This window comes from Paraburkholderia franconis (assembly GCF_009362735.1).
Taxonomy (GTDB): Bacteria; Pseudomonadota; Gammaproteobacteria; order Burkholderiales; family Burkholderiaceae; genus Paraburkholderia; species Paraburkholderia franconis.
Genome location: NZ_WHNP01000036.1, coordinates 43,404 through 61,090, shown reverse-complemented (window position 1 = coordinate 61,090; position 17,687 = coordinate 43,404). Strand labels below are relative to the sequence as shown.

Sequence of the window (17,687 nt, the reverse complement as noted above, 5' to 3'; positions counted from 1 at the left end):
AAAAGCATGAAGGCGAGCACCATCGCGGAACGGGAAGCCAGCGGGCGCGCGGCCCGCGAACACGCAAAGCGCTCCAGTCATCGCGCGATCGGCCATATGCACCGCAATCCGATCGATCTGCTGCGTCAAAGCAGCGAAGGCCGCGTCGAGCGGCTCGTGCCGCTGCGCTATGGCCGCATGACGGTGTCGCCGTTCGCGTTCTTTCGTGGCAGCGCGATCGTGCAGGCGCACGACCTCAGCATGACGCCGCATACGACGCTCACGCTGCCTGTCTGCGGCGATGCGCATCTGCTGAACTTCGGCGGCTTCGCGACGCCCGAGCGCCAGCTGATCTTCGATCTGAACGACTTCGACGAAGTTTCCGCCGCGCCTTTCGAATGGGATCTGAAGCGGCTCGCGGCGAGCTTCGTCGTCGCGGCGCGGCATATGCGGTTCAGCCGTGGCGCGGCCTATGACCTCGTGATGACGGCGGCCAACCAGTACCGCGATCGCATCGCGCAGTACGCGCAAAGCGGCGCGCTGGAACTGTGGTACGAGCGCATTACGTTCGACCGGATGGTCGACATGGCCGTGAACGCGGAGAATCGCCGGCTCATCCGGCGCGCGATGGAAAGGGCGAGCGGCCGCACGCACGAAAGCATGCTCGAAAAGATGGCGGAGCGCGACGGCGAGCGCTACGTGATCCGTGACGCGCCGCCCAGTCTCTTTCACGTGCACGGTTCGAGCACGCTGTTCGATTCCACGGACGACTGGTTCAGGCTCGGCGACTGGCGCAAGCTGATTCAAGGCATGTACGAGGGCTATCTGAAGACGCTCTCCGACGACCGGCGCGAACTGCTCGGCAACTTCGCGCTGCATGATCTCGTGTTCAAGGTGGTGGGCGTCGGCAGCGTGGGCACGCGCTGCCTCGTGCTGCTCACGGCCGATCCGCACGGCAAGCCGCTGTTCCTGCAAGTGAAGGAAGCGCGGCGCTCGGTGATCGCGCAGCATTTCAAGGCGGGCTCGCGCAAGTCCGAGCCAAAGCATGAAGGCGAGCGCATCGTGCAGGGGCAGCGCATGCTGCAGGCGGCAAGCGATATTTTTCTGGGCTGGTCGACGGGGCCGACGGGCGGGCATTTCTATGTGCGTCAACTGCGCGATATGAAGCTGACGCCGAACGTCGATCTGCTCGATGTCGACCAGATGAATGGCTATGCGCGTCTGTGCGGCTGGGCGCTCGCGCGCGCACACGCGAAGGCGAGCGGCAAAGCGATCGAGATCGGCGCGTATATCGGCCGAAGCGACCAGTTTGCGGAAGCGCTCGCCGAGTACGCGTCCGCGTACGCGGACCAGGTCGAGCGCGACTATGACACGTTCATGAAGGCGTGCCGAAGCGGCGAGATCGAGGCGCGCACCGACGATGACATGTCCGCCGATTTCCGCATCTGATCGCCGCGTCTGGCGCTATGAGGCGTTCACTTTGCGGTCGCGCGCCACCATGACGGCGGCGTACGCTACGCGGCATCGCGGCATCGCGGCATCGCGGCATCGCGGCATCGCGGCATCGCGACATCGCGACATCGCGGCATCGCGGCCAGCGCGACGCATGCGATGCCGTCATACAGAAATGCAGCGCCGTCTGGCAGTATCGAGCAGTAGCAGTGCACCGTGGTGCCCACTTTCATCGGAGGTTCGCATGCTTTCCCTTATCGGTACGATAGTCGTCGGCTTGATCGTCGGTTTGATCGCGCGCGCGCTCAAGCCAGGCGACGACAGCATGGGTCTCATCATGACGATCATCATCGGCATTGCCGGCTCGCTGCTGGCGGGCTATATCGGGCGCGCGCTCGGGTGGTATCAGCCCGGGCAGGCGGCGGGCTGGATCGCGTCGATCATCGGCGCGATCGTGCTGCTCGTGATCTACCATCTCGTCCGGCGACGCGCCGCGTAGACGCCGCCGCATAGGCTCTGCGCAGTCCGGCGCGATGCGGCGCGCACCGGGTCTGACACGCAAGTACATGCAAGCACACGCGAGGGGCAGCGAGGGGCAGCGAAGGCGCGCCGCGCAATGCCACGCTTCACGCGCGCGCGTCGGGCGGTTACGCGCCGCGCGCCTCGCGCAGCGTCACGAAACGCAAGCCTCGCGCGCGGACCGTTTCGATCAGGCGTGGCAGCACGTCCAGCACGACAGGCTCGCCCGACGCGCTGAGTGCCGCCGTCGCATCGTGCACGAGCAGGATGTCGCGTGCCGCGAGCCCGTCGACGAGCCGCTCCAGCACGCGCTGCGGATTGCGCTCGCGGGTGTCGAAGCCACGGCGCGTCCATGCGGCGAGCCGCAAGTCGAGCTTTTGCAGCACTGGCTCGAGAAACACGTTGCGCAGGCCGGCGGGCGCGCGAAAGAACATCGGGCGCTCGCCCGTTAGCGATTCGAGCGTGCGCTGCGCGGCGTCGATTTCCCGCGTCAACCCGCGCGGCAGCGTGACCGAGAACGTATGCACGTGAACCTGCGAATGGTTTTCGACGGCATGCCCGCGCGCGACGATTTCTTGCATCAACACCGGATGACGCTGAGCACGCGCGCCGATGCAGAAGAATGTCGCGCGCACGCCCTGCGCGTCGAGCAGGTCGAGCACCTTGGGCGTGACAACAGGGTCGGGGCCGTCGTCGATCGTGAGCGCGACGGCGTCCGCGTTGCGCGGCGTGTCGGGCAGGCGCGTCCAGTTGGGGCCGAGCAGCGACGAGCGCGGCCATAGCCCGATCGTCACGACGACCAGATGGCTCGCGAAGATGCCCGCGACCCACCAGGGCCACGCGGACGGCGCGAATATCCAGCCGGCGAACATCAGCACATGCCACGCGAGCGTGGCGTTGAACATCGGCGGATTGCCGGTGCGCGGCCAGCGGCGGACGGGCTCTGCCGACGCGGTAGCATGCGGCAGTGGAGGATTCGGTTGATTCATGAGGCTTTGCGCCTGCCGGCCGTCCGTTTCGCGAGGCGGGCAGGCGTCTTGTGATGCACGTCAAACGCGAACGATACCATTCGCGCGTGTCGCGTCATGTTTTGGCGCGCTCGGAAAGACAGTATGCTTGGCCCCTTTCCACTGATCCTCTGACCTCCATCCCGCGCCATGCGCCTGCGCCATATCGAAGTTTTTCACGCCATCATGCGCACCGGCTCGCTGTCGAAGGCAGCCGAATTGCTGTGCGTTTCGCAGCCCGCCGTGAGCAAGGTGCTCGCGCATGCGGAGCGCAGCGTCGGCCTGACGCTCTTCAACCGCGTGCATGGCCGCCTGCAGCCGACGCGCGAAGCCGAACTGCTGTTCTCCGAAACGCAAAAGCTGCAGACGAGCCTCGACAGCATCCGCGATCTCGCGCGCAATCTCGCGCTGCAACCGGAAGGGCATTTGCGCATCGGCTGTCTGCCGAGCCTCGGCTTGAGCCTGATTCCGTCGACCGTCGAAGCTTTCCGGGCCGCGTACCCGCGCGTGTCGCTGAAGATCCAGACGCGGCACACGGAAGAGCTGCTGAACGCGCTGCTCACGCGCGATCTCGATCTCGCCGTCGCGCTGAATCCGCCGGCGCGGCCGGGCATCGCGTCCGTCGAGCTGGGGCGCACGCCCGTCGTGTGCGTCGGCCCGCGCGACGACAATCCGGCAGCCGAGGCGCTGACGCTGCAAACGTTCGTTGAAGGCGACTGGATCAGCATCGGCAACGTCGATCCGCTCGGCGAGCTGATCGGCAATGCGCTGCATGCGCTCGGTCTCGACGGACATGTGCCGACCGTCGAGGCGCACACGTGGCATGTCGCCCGCGCGTTGGCCGCGCGCGGCATCGGCTATGCGCTGCTCGACGAGCTGACCGCGAAGAGCGGCGCGGAAGCCGTGACCGTGCGGCCGATCGCGCCGCCACTGTCGGTCGGCGTGTATGCGTTGTGGCGCGATGGCGGGATGACCTCGCAGGCGGGCAACGCATTCATCGACGTGCTGCGCGCGTGCTTCGCGTAAGCGCGCACGGCTCGCGCGAGACGCTCTTACGCGACGCGAAGCGCTCGCGCAACGACTTAACCTAAAGTTATGCAGCCGCGCTTTCCGTCATTTGATGCGGCGATTTCGGCGCGCGACACTCGCCTGCAATGAAAACGCAAGGGTAGTGAGCATTCATGCATGTGTGTGTCCTCGGAGCGGGCGTCGTCGGTCTGACGACGGCCTGGAGTCTGGCCCGCGACGGCCACGACGTGACGATCGTCGAAGCGCGCGACGGTGCGGCGCTCGAAGCGAGCTTCGCCAACGGCGGGCAACTGAGCTACAGCTATGTCGCGCCGCTCGCCGATCCCGCCGTGCTGCCGAAGTTGCCCGCGTGGCTCTTGAAGCGCGACTCGGCACTGCGCTTCATTCCGCGTTTCGACATCGGCCAATGGCGCTGGTGCATCGCGTTCCTGCTCGCGTGCCGCGGCCATCGCGCGCGGCGGACGGCGCTCGAACTGCTGAGCCTCGGCGCGCTCAGCAAGGCGGCGCTGCATGAAATCGTCGAGAGCGAGCCGCTTGTGTCGGACTCGTTCGACTACGTGCGCAACGGCAAGCTCGTCGTCTACCGCGATGCGCACGAGTTCGAACGCGCGCGTCGCAAGATGGAACTGCTCGTCGAGGCGGGCTCCGACCAGCGCGCGCTCGACGCGAGCCAATGCGCCGCGCTCGAACCGGCACTCGCGCGCGCACAGCCACTGCTCGCGGGCGGCATCCATACGCCATCGGAAGAAGCGGGCGACTGTCAGCGCTTCAGTGCGGCGCTCGCGGATGTGCTTCAACGGCGCAACGGCGTGACGGTCCGCTACGAGACGCACGTGCGAGAACTGGTGAGCGAAGGCTCGCGCATCGTCGCGGCGCGGACGGACGACGGCGATCTCGAAGCCGATGCATTCGTCGTCGCGCTCGGACTCGGCAGCGTGCCGCTGCTCGGCGCGCTCGACGTGCGTCTGCCCGTCTATCCGCTGACGGGCTACAGCCTCACGATTCATGACGCCGATCCGCGCCACACGCCGCGCGTCAGCGTGACGGACCTGCATCGCAAGGTCGTGTATGCGCCGCTGGGCGGGCGTCTGCGGATCGCGGGCATGGTCGAGATCGCGGGCTTGAAGGACGCGCAGCGAGAAGGGCGCATCGCGCTGCTGAAACGCCACGCGCAGGAGATCTTTCCCGCTGCCGGCGATTACGCGAGTGCTCAGACCTGGTGCGGCCACCGTCCCGCGACGCCGGATTCGAAACCGTTGATCGGCAGGACGCCATACAGAAACCTGTGGCTCAATACGGGCCACGGCGCGCTGGGCTTCACGCTCGCATGCGGCAGCGCGCGCGTGATCGCAGATGCGATCGCGGGGCGCGAGCCATCCATCGACATGGCGGCCTATGCATACGACCGCTGAATCCGTTGCATCCGTAAAGCCTGCATCAAATAACAGCCATATAAACAACAACCGCTACACCACCAGACAGGAGATGACATGAAAACGACGATGACGAAAGCCGTGCTTGCCGCGCTGATGACGACGGCCTTCGCATGCGGCCACGCGCAGGCGCAAGACCAGAGCGCGACGCTGAAGAAGATCCGCGAAACAGGGGCGATTTCGCTGGGCGTGCGCGAGTCGTCGGTGCCGTTCTCGTACTACGACGAACAGCAGCAAGTGATCGGCTATTCGCAGGCGATCGCGCTGAAGATCGTCGACGAGGTGAAGAGAGAACTCAACCTGCCCGATCTCAAGGTTCGCGAGATTCCCATCACGTCTCAGAACCGCATTCCGCTCGTGCAGAACGGCACGATCGACATCGAATGCGGCTCGACCACGCACACGAAGGAACGCGACAACCAGGTCGCGTTTTCGAACAGCTTCTTCCAGTACGGCGTGCGCATGATCGTGAAGAAGGACTCGGGCGTGAAGGACTTCGGCGATCTCGCTAACAAGACGGTCGTGACGACGGCGGGCACCTCCGAAGAACGTCTGCTGCGCCAGATGAACGCGGAGAAATCGATGAACATGCGCCTCATCAGCGCGAAGGATCACGCCGAGTCGTTCCTCAACGTGAAGACGGGGCGCGCCGTCGCCTTCGTGATGGACGATCCGCTGCTGTACGGCGCGAAGGCGAAAGAGGCGAACGCGGACGAGTATCTGATCACGGGCACGTCGCCGATGTCGGAAGTGTATGGCTGCATGTTCCGCAAGGACGACCCTGGCTTCAAGAAGCTCGCCGATGGCGTGATCGCGCGCTTGCAAACTTCCGGCGAAGCGGCGAATCTCTATCAGAAGTGGTTCACGCAACCGATTCCGCCGAAGGGCATCAACCTGAAATACCCGTTGTCGGCGGAGATGAAGCAGCTGTTCGCGAAGCCGAACGACCACGCGCTCGATTGATGCGCATGCGTCGCGGCGTGTCGCGGGCGGATCAACCTGGAGACATGTCGTGACGCAACACCCGGAAGCACAAGCGCAAGCGCAGGCAGAAGGACAAGGACAAGCACAACCGCAGGCACAAGGTCATGCAGCGAAGAAAGTCGCGCTCGTGACGGGCGCGGGCAGCGGCATCGGCAAGGCGACGGCGCGCAGGCTGCTCGCGAACGGCTACAGCGTCGTGCTGACGGGACGCAGACAGGGGCCGCTCGATGCGCTCGCGGACGAAGCCCGCGAGCGCGGCGAGGACGCGTTCGCCGTCGCATGCGACGTGACGGACGCGGCGAGCGTCGCGTCGCTCTTCGATGCGATCCGTCTGCGCTATGGCCGGCTCGATGTGCTGTTCAACAACGCGGGCCGCAATGCGCCGCCCGTCGAGATCGACCAGATCGAACTCGACGACTGGCGCTCCGTCGTCGATACGAATCTCACGGGCGTGTTTCTCTGCACGCGCGCGGCGTTCGCGATGATGAAGGCGCAGACGCCGCAGGGCGGCCGCATCATCAACAACGGCTCGATCTCCGCGCATGCGCCGCGGCCGTTGAGCATCGCCTATACGGCGACCAAGCACGCGATCACGGGCCTCACCAAGTCGGTGTCGCTCGATGGCCGGCCTTACGACATCGTCTGCGGCCAGATCGACATCGGCAATGCCGCGACGGAAATGGCCGCGCGGATGGCGCGCGGCGTGCCGCAGGCGAACGGCACGATCGCCGTCGAGCCGCTGATGGATGTCGAATACGTCGCCGATGCCGTGCTGCATATGGCGAATTTGCCGCTGTCGGCGAACGTGCAGTTCATGACGATCATGGCGAGCAAGATGCCGTTCGTCGGGCGCGGATGACGTTCGCGATTACGGCCAGCGATGCGGCGAGCAGCACGACGCATGACACGGCGCGTGCGCAGCGCGTGACGGTACCGCGACACGACATCGCGTGACACAGCGCCGTCGTGTCGCCCGACTTATACTGGACGCTCTCCCGAACTCTGGAAGTGGATGTGACTGCAGACGAGGCCGCGCGTCAGCCGGCCGACGACGATCCGCGCCCCACGCCACCGACGCGGCCCGACCCCGACGAGTGCTGTCATAGCGGCTGCGATACGTGCATTTTCGATCTGTACGAAGACGAGCTCACACGGTATCGCGCGGCACTGGCCGCATGGGAGGCCCGGCATGCGCAGCCGTCCGAGCCCGCGCCTGCGGTCACAAACAAGCCGCGCAAGCCGCAAAAGCCGCGTGCAAAGCGATAAGCCTGCCGCATGTCCACATCCGAACACCGTCCCGCGCAACTTCATGACCGACTCATGAAAGACATCCCGCCCCCGCTGATCGAACCGCAGGCGCTCGCCGCGCTGCAAGATTTCGTCGAACGCCATCCGCGGCTCTTCGTGCTGACGGGCGCGGGCATCAGCATCGATTCCGGCATCCCCGGCTATCGCGACGAAAACGGCGAATGGAAGCGCTCGCCGCCCATCACGCTGCAGGAATTTCTCGGCTCCGTCACGTCGCGTCAGCGGTACTGGGCGCGCAGCACGGTCGGCTGGCCCGTCGTCGCGCAGGCCCAGCCGAACGCCGCGCATCGCGCGCTCGCGCGGCTCGAATCCGCGAGCCACGTGCGCTCGCTCGTCACGCAGAACGTCGACGGCCTGCATCAGCGCGCGGGCAGCAGCGAGGTGATCGAGCTGCACGGCAGCATCGGCGCCGTGGCGTGTCTCGGTTGCGGCGCGCAGCATACGCGCGCATCGATCCAGCAGAGGCTGATCGACGAGAACCCCGCGTTGCTCGACGTGATCGCCGAACCCGCCGCCGATGGCGATGCGCATCTCGAATGGCATGACCTCGGCGCGTTTCGCGTGCCCGCGTGCCCCGATTGCGGCGGGCTGTTGAAGCCGGCCGTCGTGTTCTTCGGCGAGAACGTGCCGAAGCCGCGCGTCGAAGCCGCGACGCATGCGCTCGAGGCCGCCGATGCCGTGCTCGTCGTCGGCTCGTCGCTGATGGTGTATTCGGGCTATCGTTTCTGCGTGTGGGCGCAGAAGATGGGCAAGCCGATCGCCGCGATCAATCTCGGGCGCACGCGCGCCGATCCGTTGCTGTCGCTGAAAGTGCCGGCGCCGTGCGGCGATGCGCTCGCGGTGCTGGCGGCGAGTCTTGCCGCGCGCTGACGAATCGGCGTGGACGATTTCCCATGAGACGTTCGATGCGCTCGCGTATGATCGCGGCCTCGCGTTACGAATGCGTACCGTCCGTCCTGCATCACGATGTACTGAACCACGATGTACTGAACCACGATGACCATGCCTGATCTCAACGCGCGTCAATACGCGCCTGCCGCCGAGCGCAACCGCGAGCCGATCCTTGCCGTGCTCGAACGCGTGCTGCCGGCTACGGGCACCGTGCTCGAAATCGCGAGCGGCACGGGCCAGCATGCCGTCCACTTCGCCGCGGCGCTGCCGCAACTCGTCTGGCAGCCGAGCGATCCCGACGACGGCGCGCGCGCGTCGATTGCCGCATGGACGGCGGCGACCGGTCTGTCCAACGTGCGCGCGCCACTCGCGCTCGATGTGCGCAATGCCCAATGGGGCATCGATGTCGCCGACGCGATCGTCTGCATCAACATGATCCATATTTCGCCGTGGTCATCGGCGCAGGCGCTGATCGACGGCGCGGGGCGGCTCATGGGTCCGGGCGGCGTGCTCTATCTGTACGGGCCGTACCGGCGCGGCGGCGCGCATACGGCGCCGAGCAACGCGGCATTCGACGAGCAGTTGAGGAGCCGCAATCCGGCATGGGGCGTGCGCGACATGGAGGACGTCGTCGCGCTCGCGGACGCAGCAGGCTTCGCGTGCGACGAACCGATCGCGATGCCCGCGAACAACTTCAGTCTCGTGTTCCGGAAACGTCAGCAGTCGGCGAAAGTCTGATCCACGCAGCCGATGCGCTCCGCCGCGCCGCGTTTCGCGGACTAAGCTTGAGAGGCGTGCCGCGCGCGCCAGCGTGCATAGTGATGACGCGAAGGCAACGACAGCGCTGCGAAAACGAGCGCACTAACACTGAAACGTTCGAACGGACGGCAACGGGCAGACGGTATCGGCCGCATGGCATCGCGCGCCGTCGACGCGAAAGCGCGTCGAAAGGCGCTCGCATCGTCCATGCCGGACGAGGATGGACGGCGGCGAACCGGTAGCACGCGAGCGTCATACGGGCATTTCTTTTATTCTTTCATCCTCGACGCCGCGCCTCGATGGCTGGCGCGGCTTCACGACTTACTGGAATCTGGAGAATTCACATGGGCAAACAGGCAATCGGCGTAGTGGGGCTGGCGGTGATGGGCCGGAATCTGGCTCTGAACATCGAAAGCCGCGGTCACGCGGTTTCGGTGTTCAACCGCACCCGCGAGAAAACCGACGAACTGATCGCGGAGTTTCCCGACCGTAAGCTGGTTCCGACCTATACGCTGGAAGAATTCGTCGATTCACTGGAAAAGCCGCGCCGCATCCTGATGATGGTGAAGGCAGGCGAAGGCACCGATGCGACGATTGCCGCGCTGCGTCCGCTGCTGGACAAGGGCGACATTCTGATCGACGGCGGCAACACGCATTTCACCGACACGATCCGCCGCAACCAGGACCTCGCGAAGTCGGGGCTGCACTTCATCGGCACGGGCGTGTCGGGCGGCGAGGAAGGCGCGCTCAAAGGCCCGTCGATCATGCCGGGCGGCCAGCGCGACGCATACGATCTCGTCGCGCCGATCCTCACCGAAATCGCGGCGAAGGCGCCCGACGGCGAGCCGTGCGTCGCGTACATGGGGCCGGACGGCGCGGGCCACTTCGTGAAGATGGTGCACAACGGCATCGAATACGGCGACATGCAGCTGATCGCCGAAAGCTACTCGGTGCTCAAGCAGGTGGCCGGCCTGTCGAACGAAGAGCTGGGCACCGTCTACACCGAGTGGAACAACGGCGAGCTGGACAGCTATCTGATCGAGATCACGTCGAAGATCTTCAGCAAGAAGGACGACGAGACGGGCAAAGATCTCGTCGACGTGATCCTCGACCGCGCCGCGCAGAAGGGCACGGGCAAGTGGACGAGCCAGAACGCGCTCGACCTCGGCGCGCCGCTGCCGCTGATCACGGAAGCCGTGTTCGCGCGCGTGCTGTCGTCGCTGAAGGATCAGCGCGTCGCGGCGAGCAAGGTGCTCGAAGGGCCGGCGACGAAGCCGTTTTCCGGCGACCGCGCCGCGTTTATCGAGTCCGTGCGCCGCGCGCTGTATTTCAGCAAGGTGATCTCGTATGCACAGGGCTTCGCGCAGTTGCGCGCGGCATCGGAAGAATACAAGTGGGATCTGGACTACGGCACGATCGCGAAGATCTTCCGTGCCGGGTGCATCATCCGCGCGCGCTTCCTGCAGAAGATCACGGATGCGTACGCGAAGGACAAGGCGCTCGCGAACCTGCTGCTCGATCCGTATTTCCGCGACATCGCCGCGAACTACCAGGGCGCGCTGCGCGACGTCGTGATCGCCGCGACGACGGCGGGCGTGCCCGTGCCGGCGTTCTCGTCGGCGATCGCGTACTTCGACGGCTACCGCTCGGCACGTCTGCCCGCGAACCTCGTTCAGGCACAGCGCGATTTCTTCGGCGCGCATACGTTCGAGCGCGTCGACAAGCCGGGCAGCTTCCACGCGAACTGGTCCTGACGGAACGGCCAGCCGCCTTTCGGTTCGCTTCCGCTTCGCAGAGCGGCTGTTCCTGCAACGCCCCGGCGCACGTGCGGCGCCGGGGCGTTTCTCTTTCTTGCGCCTCGCATCGATTGGGCTTGCTGGCGCTGTTGCACGAATTTTGGAACACAGTGTTGCGATTTGATGGTCTCAAAAACGCGCTTCACGCGCATTTCGCCTAATTGTTGCAATTCCAACAATAGAGTTTCGTTAAATAAGGGATTTCCCTAGGTCGCTTACCTCCTTAAACTTGCCTCAACGCTGAAACGAACACGGTGTTCGAAGCGAATCAAAAAACAAGTTTTCGGAGGTTGTCCATGAAAGCCCTGATTTCCGCAGTCGTTCTCGCTGCCGCTGTTTCCGCTCCCGTCGCGTCGTTTGCACAATCGAACCAGCAGCCGCTGACGCGCGCTGAAGTTCGCGCCGATCTGGTCCGTCTGGAAAAGGCCGGTTACGATCCGCTGTCCGATCGCACGGAATACCCGAAGCACATCCAGGCCGCCGAAGCGCGCGTCCACGCGCAAGACACGGTCGCCCAAGCCGACACGACCGGCTATGGCGCGCAGACGAACGGCACGTCGCAAGCGTCGGCTCGTTCGCTGGCCGATGAAAAGGGTCCGCGCTCGGTGTTCTTCGGCAACTAAGCCGGACTGAACACATCGACCGTCGCAAGGCGGTAAAAGAAAACGCCGGCCAGGATTGTCCTGGCCGGCGTTGCCGCGTCTGACGCCTGAAGAGAAGAAAACGAAAAGCCGACGTTCAACGCGGCATATGCGGTATCGCCTCGTTGCTCGCGACGTTCAGCTGATGCACCTGGCGATGCATCTTGTTCAGTTGGGCCTGCGCGGCCGTGCGCTGCGCTTCGAGCTGCGCCACTTCCTTGCGCAACTGATGCTGACGGCTCGTGACGGTCTGATCCTGCGCGGCCGTGCGTTGCAGGCTCTGGCGCAGACGCTCGGCCTGCGTCTCGGATTCGGCGATCAGGCGCTTCAGCTGTTCGTTCTGCGCTTCGAGCTGCAAGCGCCGGGTCTGGCCGTCGGCGAGACGTGTCGCCTGTTCCTGCATGTGGTGAAAGAGCTGCTTCGCCATGTTGAGATCGCTCGTGGTCAGCACGCGCCACAACTGATCGTCCTGCAACAGCGCGACGAAGTATTTCAGTTCCCTCGGATAGAACAGCAGGTTCACCGAATAGTCAAAAGTGCGAAATACATGAAACACGGTGAGCTCTTCGTTGTCGAGCATGCGCTCGACTTCGGCTGCGTCCGCCAGTTGCACGGCGCGTCCGTTGGGCTGAACGGGCGCGAGCTGTACTGCATGCAGCGGCGTCACAGGGCGCAACGGCGGATTGACGGGCGATGGGCCGAGCGTGTCGGACGGCGTGCTGTCGCTCATCGGTTCCTCGTCGATCTGGGCGGGTTGGCTGTGCGGGACGTCGGGCGCCTCGAAGTGAAACTGATGCGCGGCGCCATTGCCGGCCGGCGCGCGACGCATGTGCAGAAGACTTTTCACGATGAATCCTCGATAGGCGGGCGAAATGCCCGACCTCTTCAGGGTTGCGGGCGCATCAATGCAGCGTGCGTTGCGGACGCGCAAAATCGTCGAATAGCGCATGGTTGGGTTCCAGCGCGAAGAGCCACGACTGGTCGTATTCGCTGAGGGTTTCGAGCGCTTGCCGCAGTTGCTCGACGGCGACGGCGGGAATCTCGACGCTCGCTTCGACGCCGCTCGACAGCTTGCGTACGCTCGCCAGTTGCACGAGGGCATCGGCGGCTTCGGCGACATCGACGGCGAACACGAGATGCGCATTGAGCAATTCGACCAGCGCGGGCGACGCCGTCATCTCGTCGACGTTCAATTGCACGGCAAGAAACAGGGCTTTGTTCATCGGACCTCCTCGCTGGCATCGAACCACTGATGGTGGACCGACCGTCTCGCCGCGCATTGCCATCCGCGCACGCCTATTCGTCTGACAGGACACCAGGTTCAGTATAGACGAGCACTTCAGCTATGCAATGGCTTGCGAACCGCATGAAACGGTCGTCTGCGGGATGCGAGCAAGCAGCGTGCACGATGGGGACGGCCACTATAATGACCCTCCCGACACCGACATCGCGCGAGCAGGTCATGAAAATCGTCCGCAGCAGAACCTTCACCGCCGAGCGTGCGTGGGGCGCGCTCGATATCGCGAACATGAACGGCATCACGACGCGTCTGCACTGGACCGATCAGCCGTACAAGTGGCATGTCAACGACGGCGAAGAAGTGTTCGCCGTGCTCGATGGCCGCGTGGAGATGCGCTATCGCGAAGCGGGCGTCGAGCACTCGACGGTGCTGGAGACGGGCGACGTGTTCCATGCATCGATCGGCACCGAGCACGTTGCGCATCCCATCGGCGAGGCGCGCATTCTGGTGATCGAGTCGGAAGGCAGCGTATGACCGCTCGCCGGATCGCGTAAATTGATTGGGATTGCAAACGGAATGGACGCGGCGGCGGATGCGTCGAGTCGGGCAATCCCGACACGTTGACGTCGGCCGATCGTCATTTTGCCGACCGATGAGCGAGGCATAATAATTGCACCGCAGATTGCATTTTCGATCCCGCTACACGTTCAAACGACGGCAGGCTTTCGAGAGCCGCTGTCTCATACCGCGTCGAGGGCCACAAAAATGACAGTAAAACGGCAACACGTCGTCACGCAGCTTCTGGTGCCGCTCGCCGCCGCGAGCATGCTCGGCGCGTGCACGACGTATCCGTGGGAAGCGACGCAGGCGCCGGCGCCCACGTACCGGACGCAGGGCGGTGCCGCGGCCAATGGCGTGCCCGCCGGTTTCTATCGCGTGAATCCAGGCGATACGCTGCAAAGCGTCGCGGGCGCGTTCGGTCAGCATGCGCAGGACGTGGCGACGTGGAACGGGCTGACGCTGTCATCGCCCGTCGCGCCCGGCCAGGTGCTGCGCGTCGGGCCGCCGTCCTTCGCGCAGACGACGCCTGTGCCGACGCCCACGCCATCGACGACACCCGTGCCGCCGCCCGCCGCCGCGCCGGCCGGGCCCGTCCAGGGCGTGCTCGTGTGGCCGTTGCGCGGGCCGATTCTCAAGCCGTTCGTGCCCGGCAGGACCAAGGGCATCGTGATCGGCGGACGTCCGGGCGATCAGGTGAGAGCGGCCGCCGCGGGACGTGTCGTCTACGCGGGAACGGGCATCGAGGCGTATGGGCCGCTCGTCATCATCAAGCACGACGACACGCTGATCACCGCCTATGGTCAGAACAGCCGGCTCCTCGTGCAGGAAGGCGATGCCGTCGCGCAAGGCCAGCCAATCGGCGAGGTGGGCACGGACAACAACGGCGTGCCGTCGATCCAGTTCGAAGTGCGCAAGGACGGCAAGCCCGTCGATCCGCTTGGGTGGCTGCCGCGATAGACGCGCGAAAAATCCGCGCCGCGCCCGTTCGAGTCCGTTCAATTAGCGCGCTGTTTTATCGGCATCACATCGGATGAATGGGCCCATGCGGGCAGCACGCCCGCATCCGTCCGCCAGACAACACTTCGACAAGCGACAGTTGGTCCGCAGCAATCACCCTCGCGTGATGAAGTCGACGCAAACCCCGTCGCATAAGGCTTCACCGCGTGATGGCATGGTGCGTGCAGCAAGTGGACCGAGCACGGCGCCGCTCGCGCTCACCATTCCACATACCGTTGCCGGAGACACATCATGAACACATTGCTTGTGAAAGACCTGCCGAGGGTCGATGAACTCGATCGCGAAACCGCCAAGACCGTGCGTGGCGGCATGCTCACGATAAAAGCGCCGGAACCGCCGGCATGGCTCAAGCTCCCCGACGTGACGATGCCCGCCCACGTGACGCTGCCCTTGCATCCGGTCGTCATGCCGTACGATGGGCCGATGCCGCAGGACCCGCGTCTGCAATGATGGCGCGTTGTCCACAGAACTGATCCGCAAATGCAACGAGGCGAGTCCGCAGCGCGGCTCGCCTCGTTTTCGTATGCGTGGTCGTATTCGATCAAGCGATCGGCGCCGGTCCACGTCCCATCAACCGCGATGCGACGCTCATGGCTTTGTGCTGTCGCTCCGCATCGCGCCGGCAGTGACCTGCACCATGGACCGACGGTCGATACTGTGTCACAACCGCCTGTCAGCGAGTATCAGGATTCTTCGAAAATAGCGCGAGAAGCTTCCTGCTCAAGCGATCGCGAGCTGCACGACCTTCACGATCACGAGCGCGACGGCCACCACCAGATAGCCGCGCAACGCGCCCATCCAGATGCGCCGCGACAGCGTCAGCACGGGCTTCGGCAAATCGGCGAGTGGCGGTGTGCGCCACGCGTCACGCTCAACCTTGCCGACGATGCCGGCCGTCGCAGCGGCCGGCAGCACGCCGCGCAAGCGGCGCAACGCCGTCGTCGCCGCGAGCACGATCACAGCGAGCAGCGTGCCGCCGACGAGAATGTCGATGATCGCGTGTCCGCCGATGTCCGGATACACGACTGACGCCGTCAGCACGATCGACAGCAGCACGAGCGCCCACACCACGGAACCCGTGAACAGGTTCAGCCGCTTCGAGTTGACCCACGGCCCGAGCACGTCGCGATCGTTGCACAGCAGGAGCAGGAACACGGTCGCGCTCGGCAGCAGCACGCCCGCGAGCGTTTGCACGGCTTCCGTCAGCAGGCCGAGCGGGCTGCCCGGAATCAGCACGAGTCCCGCAGCTGCGGCCACGATGCCGAAGTACACCAGGTAGAAGCCCTTCGCGTCGCCGACGCCGCGATGCAGCGAGTGACGGATCTTGAACACGTCACCGATCGCATAGGCCGTCGACAGCGACACAGCCGCCGCGCCGATGATGCACGCGTCCAGCAGCGCAACTGCGAACAGCACGGCGGGCGTGCGGCCCGCATACTTTTCGAGGCCGGCGATGATGCCGCCCGCATCGGTGAACTGGCCGAGCTCGGGCTTGCCGCCGAACAGCGCCGCACTGAACGAGATCATCGCGATCGCGCCGATCAGCACGAACACGATGCCGATCCACAGGTCGGCCTTCTCGTACTTCATGAAGCGCGGCGTGATGCGCTTGTCGATCACGTAGCTCTGCTGGAAGAACAGTTGCCACGGCGCAATCGTGGTGCCGACGATGCCGATCACGAGCAGCATCACATCCGAGAGCTTCGCGTGCGCGGGCCATGCGGGCATGAAGAGGTGATGCGCCATCTGCGAGACGGGCGGGTGGATCGTCACGAGCACGGGCACGAGCAGCAGGCTCATCACGCACAGCACGATCGCGAAGCGTTCGAAGCGCTTGAAGTCGCCGGTGCTGACGGCTGCCATCGTCAATGCGGCCGCGATGCACACGCCCGCAATCTTCGATACGCCGAAGAAGTCGAGCACGAACGTGATGCCGATGAACTCGGTGACGATCGTGAGCGCATTGAGAATGAACAGGTCGATGACGCTGAACGCACCCCAGAACTTGCCGAAGCGCTCGAAGATCAGGCGCGCATGACCGACGCCTGTGACGGCGCCCAGACGCAGCACCATCTCCTGGTTGACGTACAGCACGGGCACGAGCAGCAGCAGCGTCCACAGCAGCGTGGTGCCGTAGTTCTGTCCGGCTTGCGTGTAGGTGCCGAAGGCGCCCGCGTCGTTATCGCCGACCATCACGATGAGGCCGGGCCCGACGATCGCGAGCAGCGTGCGCAGACGCGCGCCCCAGCTATTGCGCGGGGCGGTGTCGTGATGCGCGATCGTGCCGAACGCGCCGCGGATGTCGCCGATGTGCGCGTCGTCGAGAACTGCGGTGCGCGTCGGCAGGGCTTGTGGTGGAGTAGCCATTTTTATTCTCCCTTGAACGGATATTGGTCGAATGATTTCCGTTTAAACCGCTGACCGCCCGCTCAGGCGGCCAACGATCTCGTCAAACGCGCGAACGGCCGTCGCGAATACGCGGCACCGTCCATCCTTCAGCGAAAGGAACGCGTCGTAGTGCGCGCGTGCTTCGCGGGTTTGCGGCAATGTCGAAAGAAGCAGGAAGTGCATGTCGGTTCTCCAGCACGAAGGCTCGTGCATGCGAGGCGGCAAGGGCCGGAGAATCGAGGTGATCGAATGCGCTCGGCGTGCCTGCCTCAGGTCGGTAAAGGCGTATCTGGGTTCATCGGCTGACTGTCACTGTCGGGCATGGCGGCTCCACTATCGTTGATGATCCGTTGACGGCGTCGCGAGACGCCGTGTAATGCGCGCGGCACAACGGACACACACAGGACGCACGATTTCGAACGGCTCGCGGCGAATTGCGTCGGGACACGCGCATGCATGCCTGTCCCCGCGCACGCGACGCATACGGCGCGGCGGACATGCACGGCCAAACCGGATGCGAATGGCCGCGATGCGCCGGCGTACGCGCACGTGAGCGCAAGCGCCCCACGCGAACGCGACGCCGCAACGGGCGACCGCGATCGTGCGCGAATGCGCTACGCGCCAATGGCGCTAAACAGGATGCACGAGGAATGAAACTGCGACGCGCACCGTCTACCTGCTGG

The 17,687-nt window shown here is 64.9% G+C and carries 18 protein-coding genes; 14 read left to right on the top strand and 4 right to left on the bottom strand.

Annotated features, from left to right (window positions below; translation table 11 throughout):
• Positions 1-6: 6 nt before the first annotated feature.
• Together GCT13_RS30165 and GCT13_RS30160 are read left to right on the top strand one after the other, a co-directional pair.
• A complete protein-coding gene (locus GCT13_RS30165) occupies positions 7-1,428 on the top strand; it encodes a DUF2252 domain-containing protein (RefSeq protein WP_152764351.1) in 1,422 nt (473 codons plus the stop codon).
• A gap of 247 nt (positions 1,429-1,675) precedes the next feature.
• A complete protein-coding gene (locus GCT13_RS30160) occupies positions 1,676-1,930 on the top strand; it encodes a GlsB/YeaQ/YmgE family stress response membrane protein (protein ID WP_152764349.1) in 255 nt (84 codons plus the stop codon).
• A 148-nt stretch (positions 1,931-2,078) separates the two neighbouring features.
• Here the strand turns inward: GCT13_RS30160 and GCT13_RS30155 are convergent, their stop codons facing one another.
• The gene (locus tag GCT13_RS30155) at positions 2,079-2,939 is read right to left on the bottom strand and encodes a polysaccharide deacetylase family protein (RefSeq protein ID WP_152764347.1); all 861 of its coding nucleotides are present in this window, start codon (positions 2,937-2,939) and stop codon (positions 2,079-2,081) included.
• Positions 2,940-3,107: 168 nt separating this feature from the next.
• Here GCT13_RS30155 and GCT13_RS30150 point away from each other — a divergent pair, with 168 nt between their 5' ends.
• From GCT13_RS30150 to GCT13_RS30110, 9 genes are all read left to right on the top strand, one after another.
• The gene (locus GCT13_RS30150) at positions 3,108-3,983 is read left to right on the top strand and encodes a LysR family transcriptional regulator (protein ID WP_152764346.1); all 876 of its coding nucleotides are present in this window, start codon (positions 3,108-3,110) and stop codon (positions 3,981-3,983) included.
• 155 nt (positions 3,984-4,138) lie between these two features.
• Positions 4,139-5,398 (top strand): D-amino acid dehydrogenase, encoded by a 1,260-nt coding sequence (locus GCT13_RS30145; protein WP_152764344.1) that lies wholly within the window; start codon positions 4,139-4,141, stop codon positions 5,396-5,398.
• Positions 5,399-5,488: 90 nt separating this feature from the next.
• Entirely contained in the window at positions 5,489-6,382 is an 894-nt protein-coding gene (locus GCT13_RS30140) for a glutamate/aspartate ABC transporter substrate-binding protein (RefSeq protein WP_152764377.1), read from the top strand.
• Between the two features lie 148 nt (positions 6,383-6,530).
• Entirely contained in the window at positions 6,531-7,262 is a 732-nt protein-coding gene (locus tag GCT13_RS30135; protein ID WP_321574717.1) for an SDR family oxidoreductase, read from the top strand.
• Between the two features lie 155 nt (positions 7,263-7,417).
• Positions 7,418-7,669: an oxidoreductase-like domain-containing protein gene (locus tag GCT13_RS30130; protein ID WP_321574713.1), complete on the top strand. Its 252-nt coding sequence runs from the start codon at positions 7,418-7,420 to the stop codon at positions 7,667-7,669.
• 54 nt (positions 7,670-7,723) lie between these two features.
• The gene (locus tag GCT13_RS30125; protein ID WP_152764341.1) at positions 7,724-8,581 is read left to right on the top strand and encodes an NAD-dependent protein deacetylase; all 858 of its coding nucleotides are present in this window, start codon (positions 7,724-7,726) and stop codon (positions 8,579-8,581) included.
• A gap of 126 nt (positions 8,582-8,707) precedes the next feature.
• On the top strand, positions 8,708-9,340 hold the full coding sequence (locus GCT13_RS30120; protein ID WP_152764339.1) for a DUF938 domain-containing protein: 633 nt from the start codon (positions 8,708-8,710) through the stop codon (positions 9,338-9,340).
• A gap of 365 nt (positions 9,341-9,705) precedes the next feature.
• Positions 9,706-11,115, top strand: a complete 1,410-nt coding sequence (gndA, locus tag GCT13_RS30115; RefSeq protein ID WP_152764337.1) for an NADP-dependent phosphogluconate dehydrogenase — start codon at positions 9,706-9,708, stop codon at positions 11,113-11,115.
• Positions 11,116-11,453: 338 nt separating this feature from the next.
• Positions 11,454-11,780 carry a DUF4148 domain-containing protein gene (locus GCT13_RS30110; RefSeq protein ID WP_152764335.1) on the top strand — a complete coding sequence of 109 codons (327 nt, stop codon included), beginning with the start codon at positions 11,454-11,456 and terminating at the stop codon, positions 11,778-11,780.
• A gap of 115 nt (positions 11,781-11,895) precedes the next feature.
• Here GCT13_RS30110 and GCT13_RS30105 read toward each other — a convergent pair whose 3' ends face one another.
• Both GCT13_RS30105 and GCT13_RS30100 read right to left on the bottom strand, forming a co-directional pair.
• Positions 11,896-12,645, bottom strand: coding sequence for a DUF2968 domain-containing protein (locus GCT13_RS30105; protein WP_321574712.1), 750 nt, complete (start codon positions 12,643-12,645; stop codon positions 11,896-11,898).
• A 55-nt stretch (positions 12,646-12,700) separates the two neighbouring features.
• On the bottom strand, positions 12,701-13,021 hold the full coding sequence (locus GCT13_RS30100; protein ID WP_152764331.1) for a hypothetical protein: 321 nt from the start codon (positions 13,019-13,021) through the stop codon (positions 12,701-12,703).
• Positions 13,022-13,260: 239 nt separating this feature from the next.
• On the opposite strand from GCT13_RS30100, the gene GCT13_RS30095 reads away from it, so the two are divergent.
• The 3 genes from GCT13_RS30095 (at position 13,261) to GCT13_RS30085 (ending at position 15,066) form a co-directional block, all read left to right on the top strand.
• Positions 13,261-13,572 (top strand): cupin domain-containing protein, encoded by a 312-nt coding sequence (locus GCT13_RS30095; RefSeq protein WP_087737378.1) that lies wholly within the window; start codon positions 13,261-13,263, stop codon positions 13,570-13,572.
• 231 nt (positions 13,573-13,803) lie between these two features.
• Positions 13,804-14,556 (top strand): peptidoglycan DD-metalloendopeptidase family protein, encoded by a 753-nt coding sequence (locus GCT13_RS30090; protein WP_152764329.1) that lies wholly within the window; start codon positions 13,804-13,806, stop codon positions 14,554-14,556.
• A gap of 291 nt (positions 14,557-14,847) precedes the next feature.
• Positions 14,848-15,066: a hypothetical protein gene (locus tag GCT13_RS30085; RefSeq protein WP_152764326.1), complete on the top strand. Its 219-nt coding sequence runs from the start codon at positions 14,848-14,850 to the stop codon at positions 15,064-15,066.
• 270 nt (positions 15,067-15,336) lie between these two features.
• On the opposite strand, the gene GCT13_RS30080 is transcribed toward GCT13_RS30085, so the two are convergent.
• Positions 15,337-16,983, bottom strand: coding sequence for an NRAMP family divalent metal transporter (locus GCT13_RS30080; protein WP_152764324.1), 1,647 nt, complete (start codon positions 16,981-16,983; stop codon positions 15,337-15,339).
• Positions 16,984-17,687 lie beyond the last annotated feature (704 nt).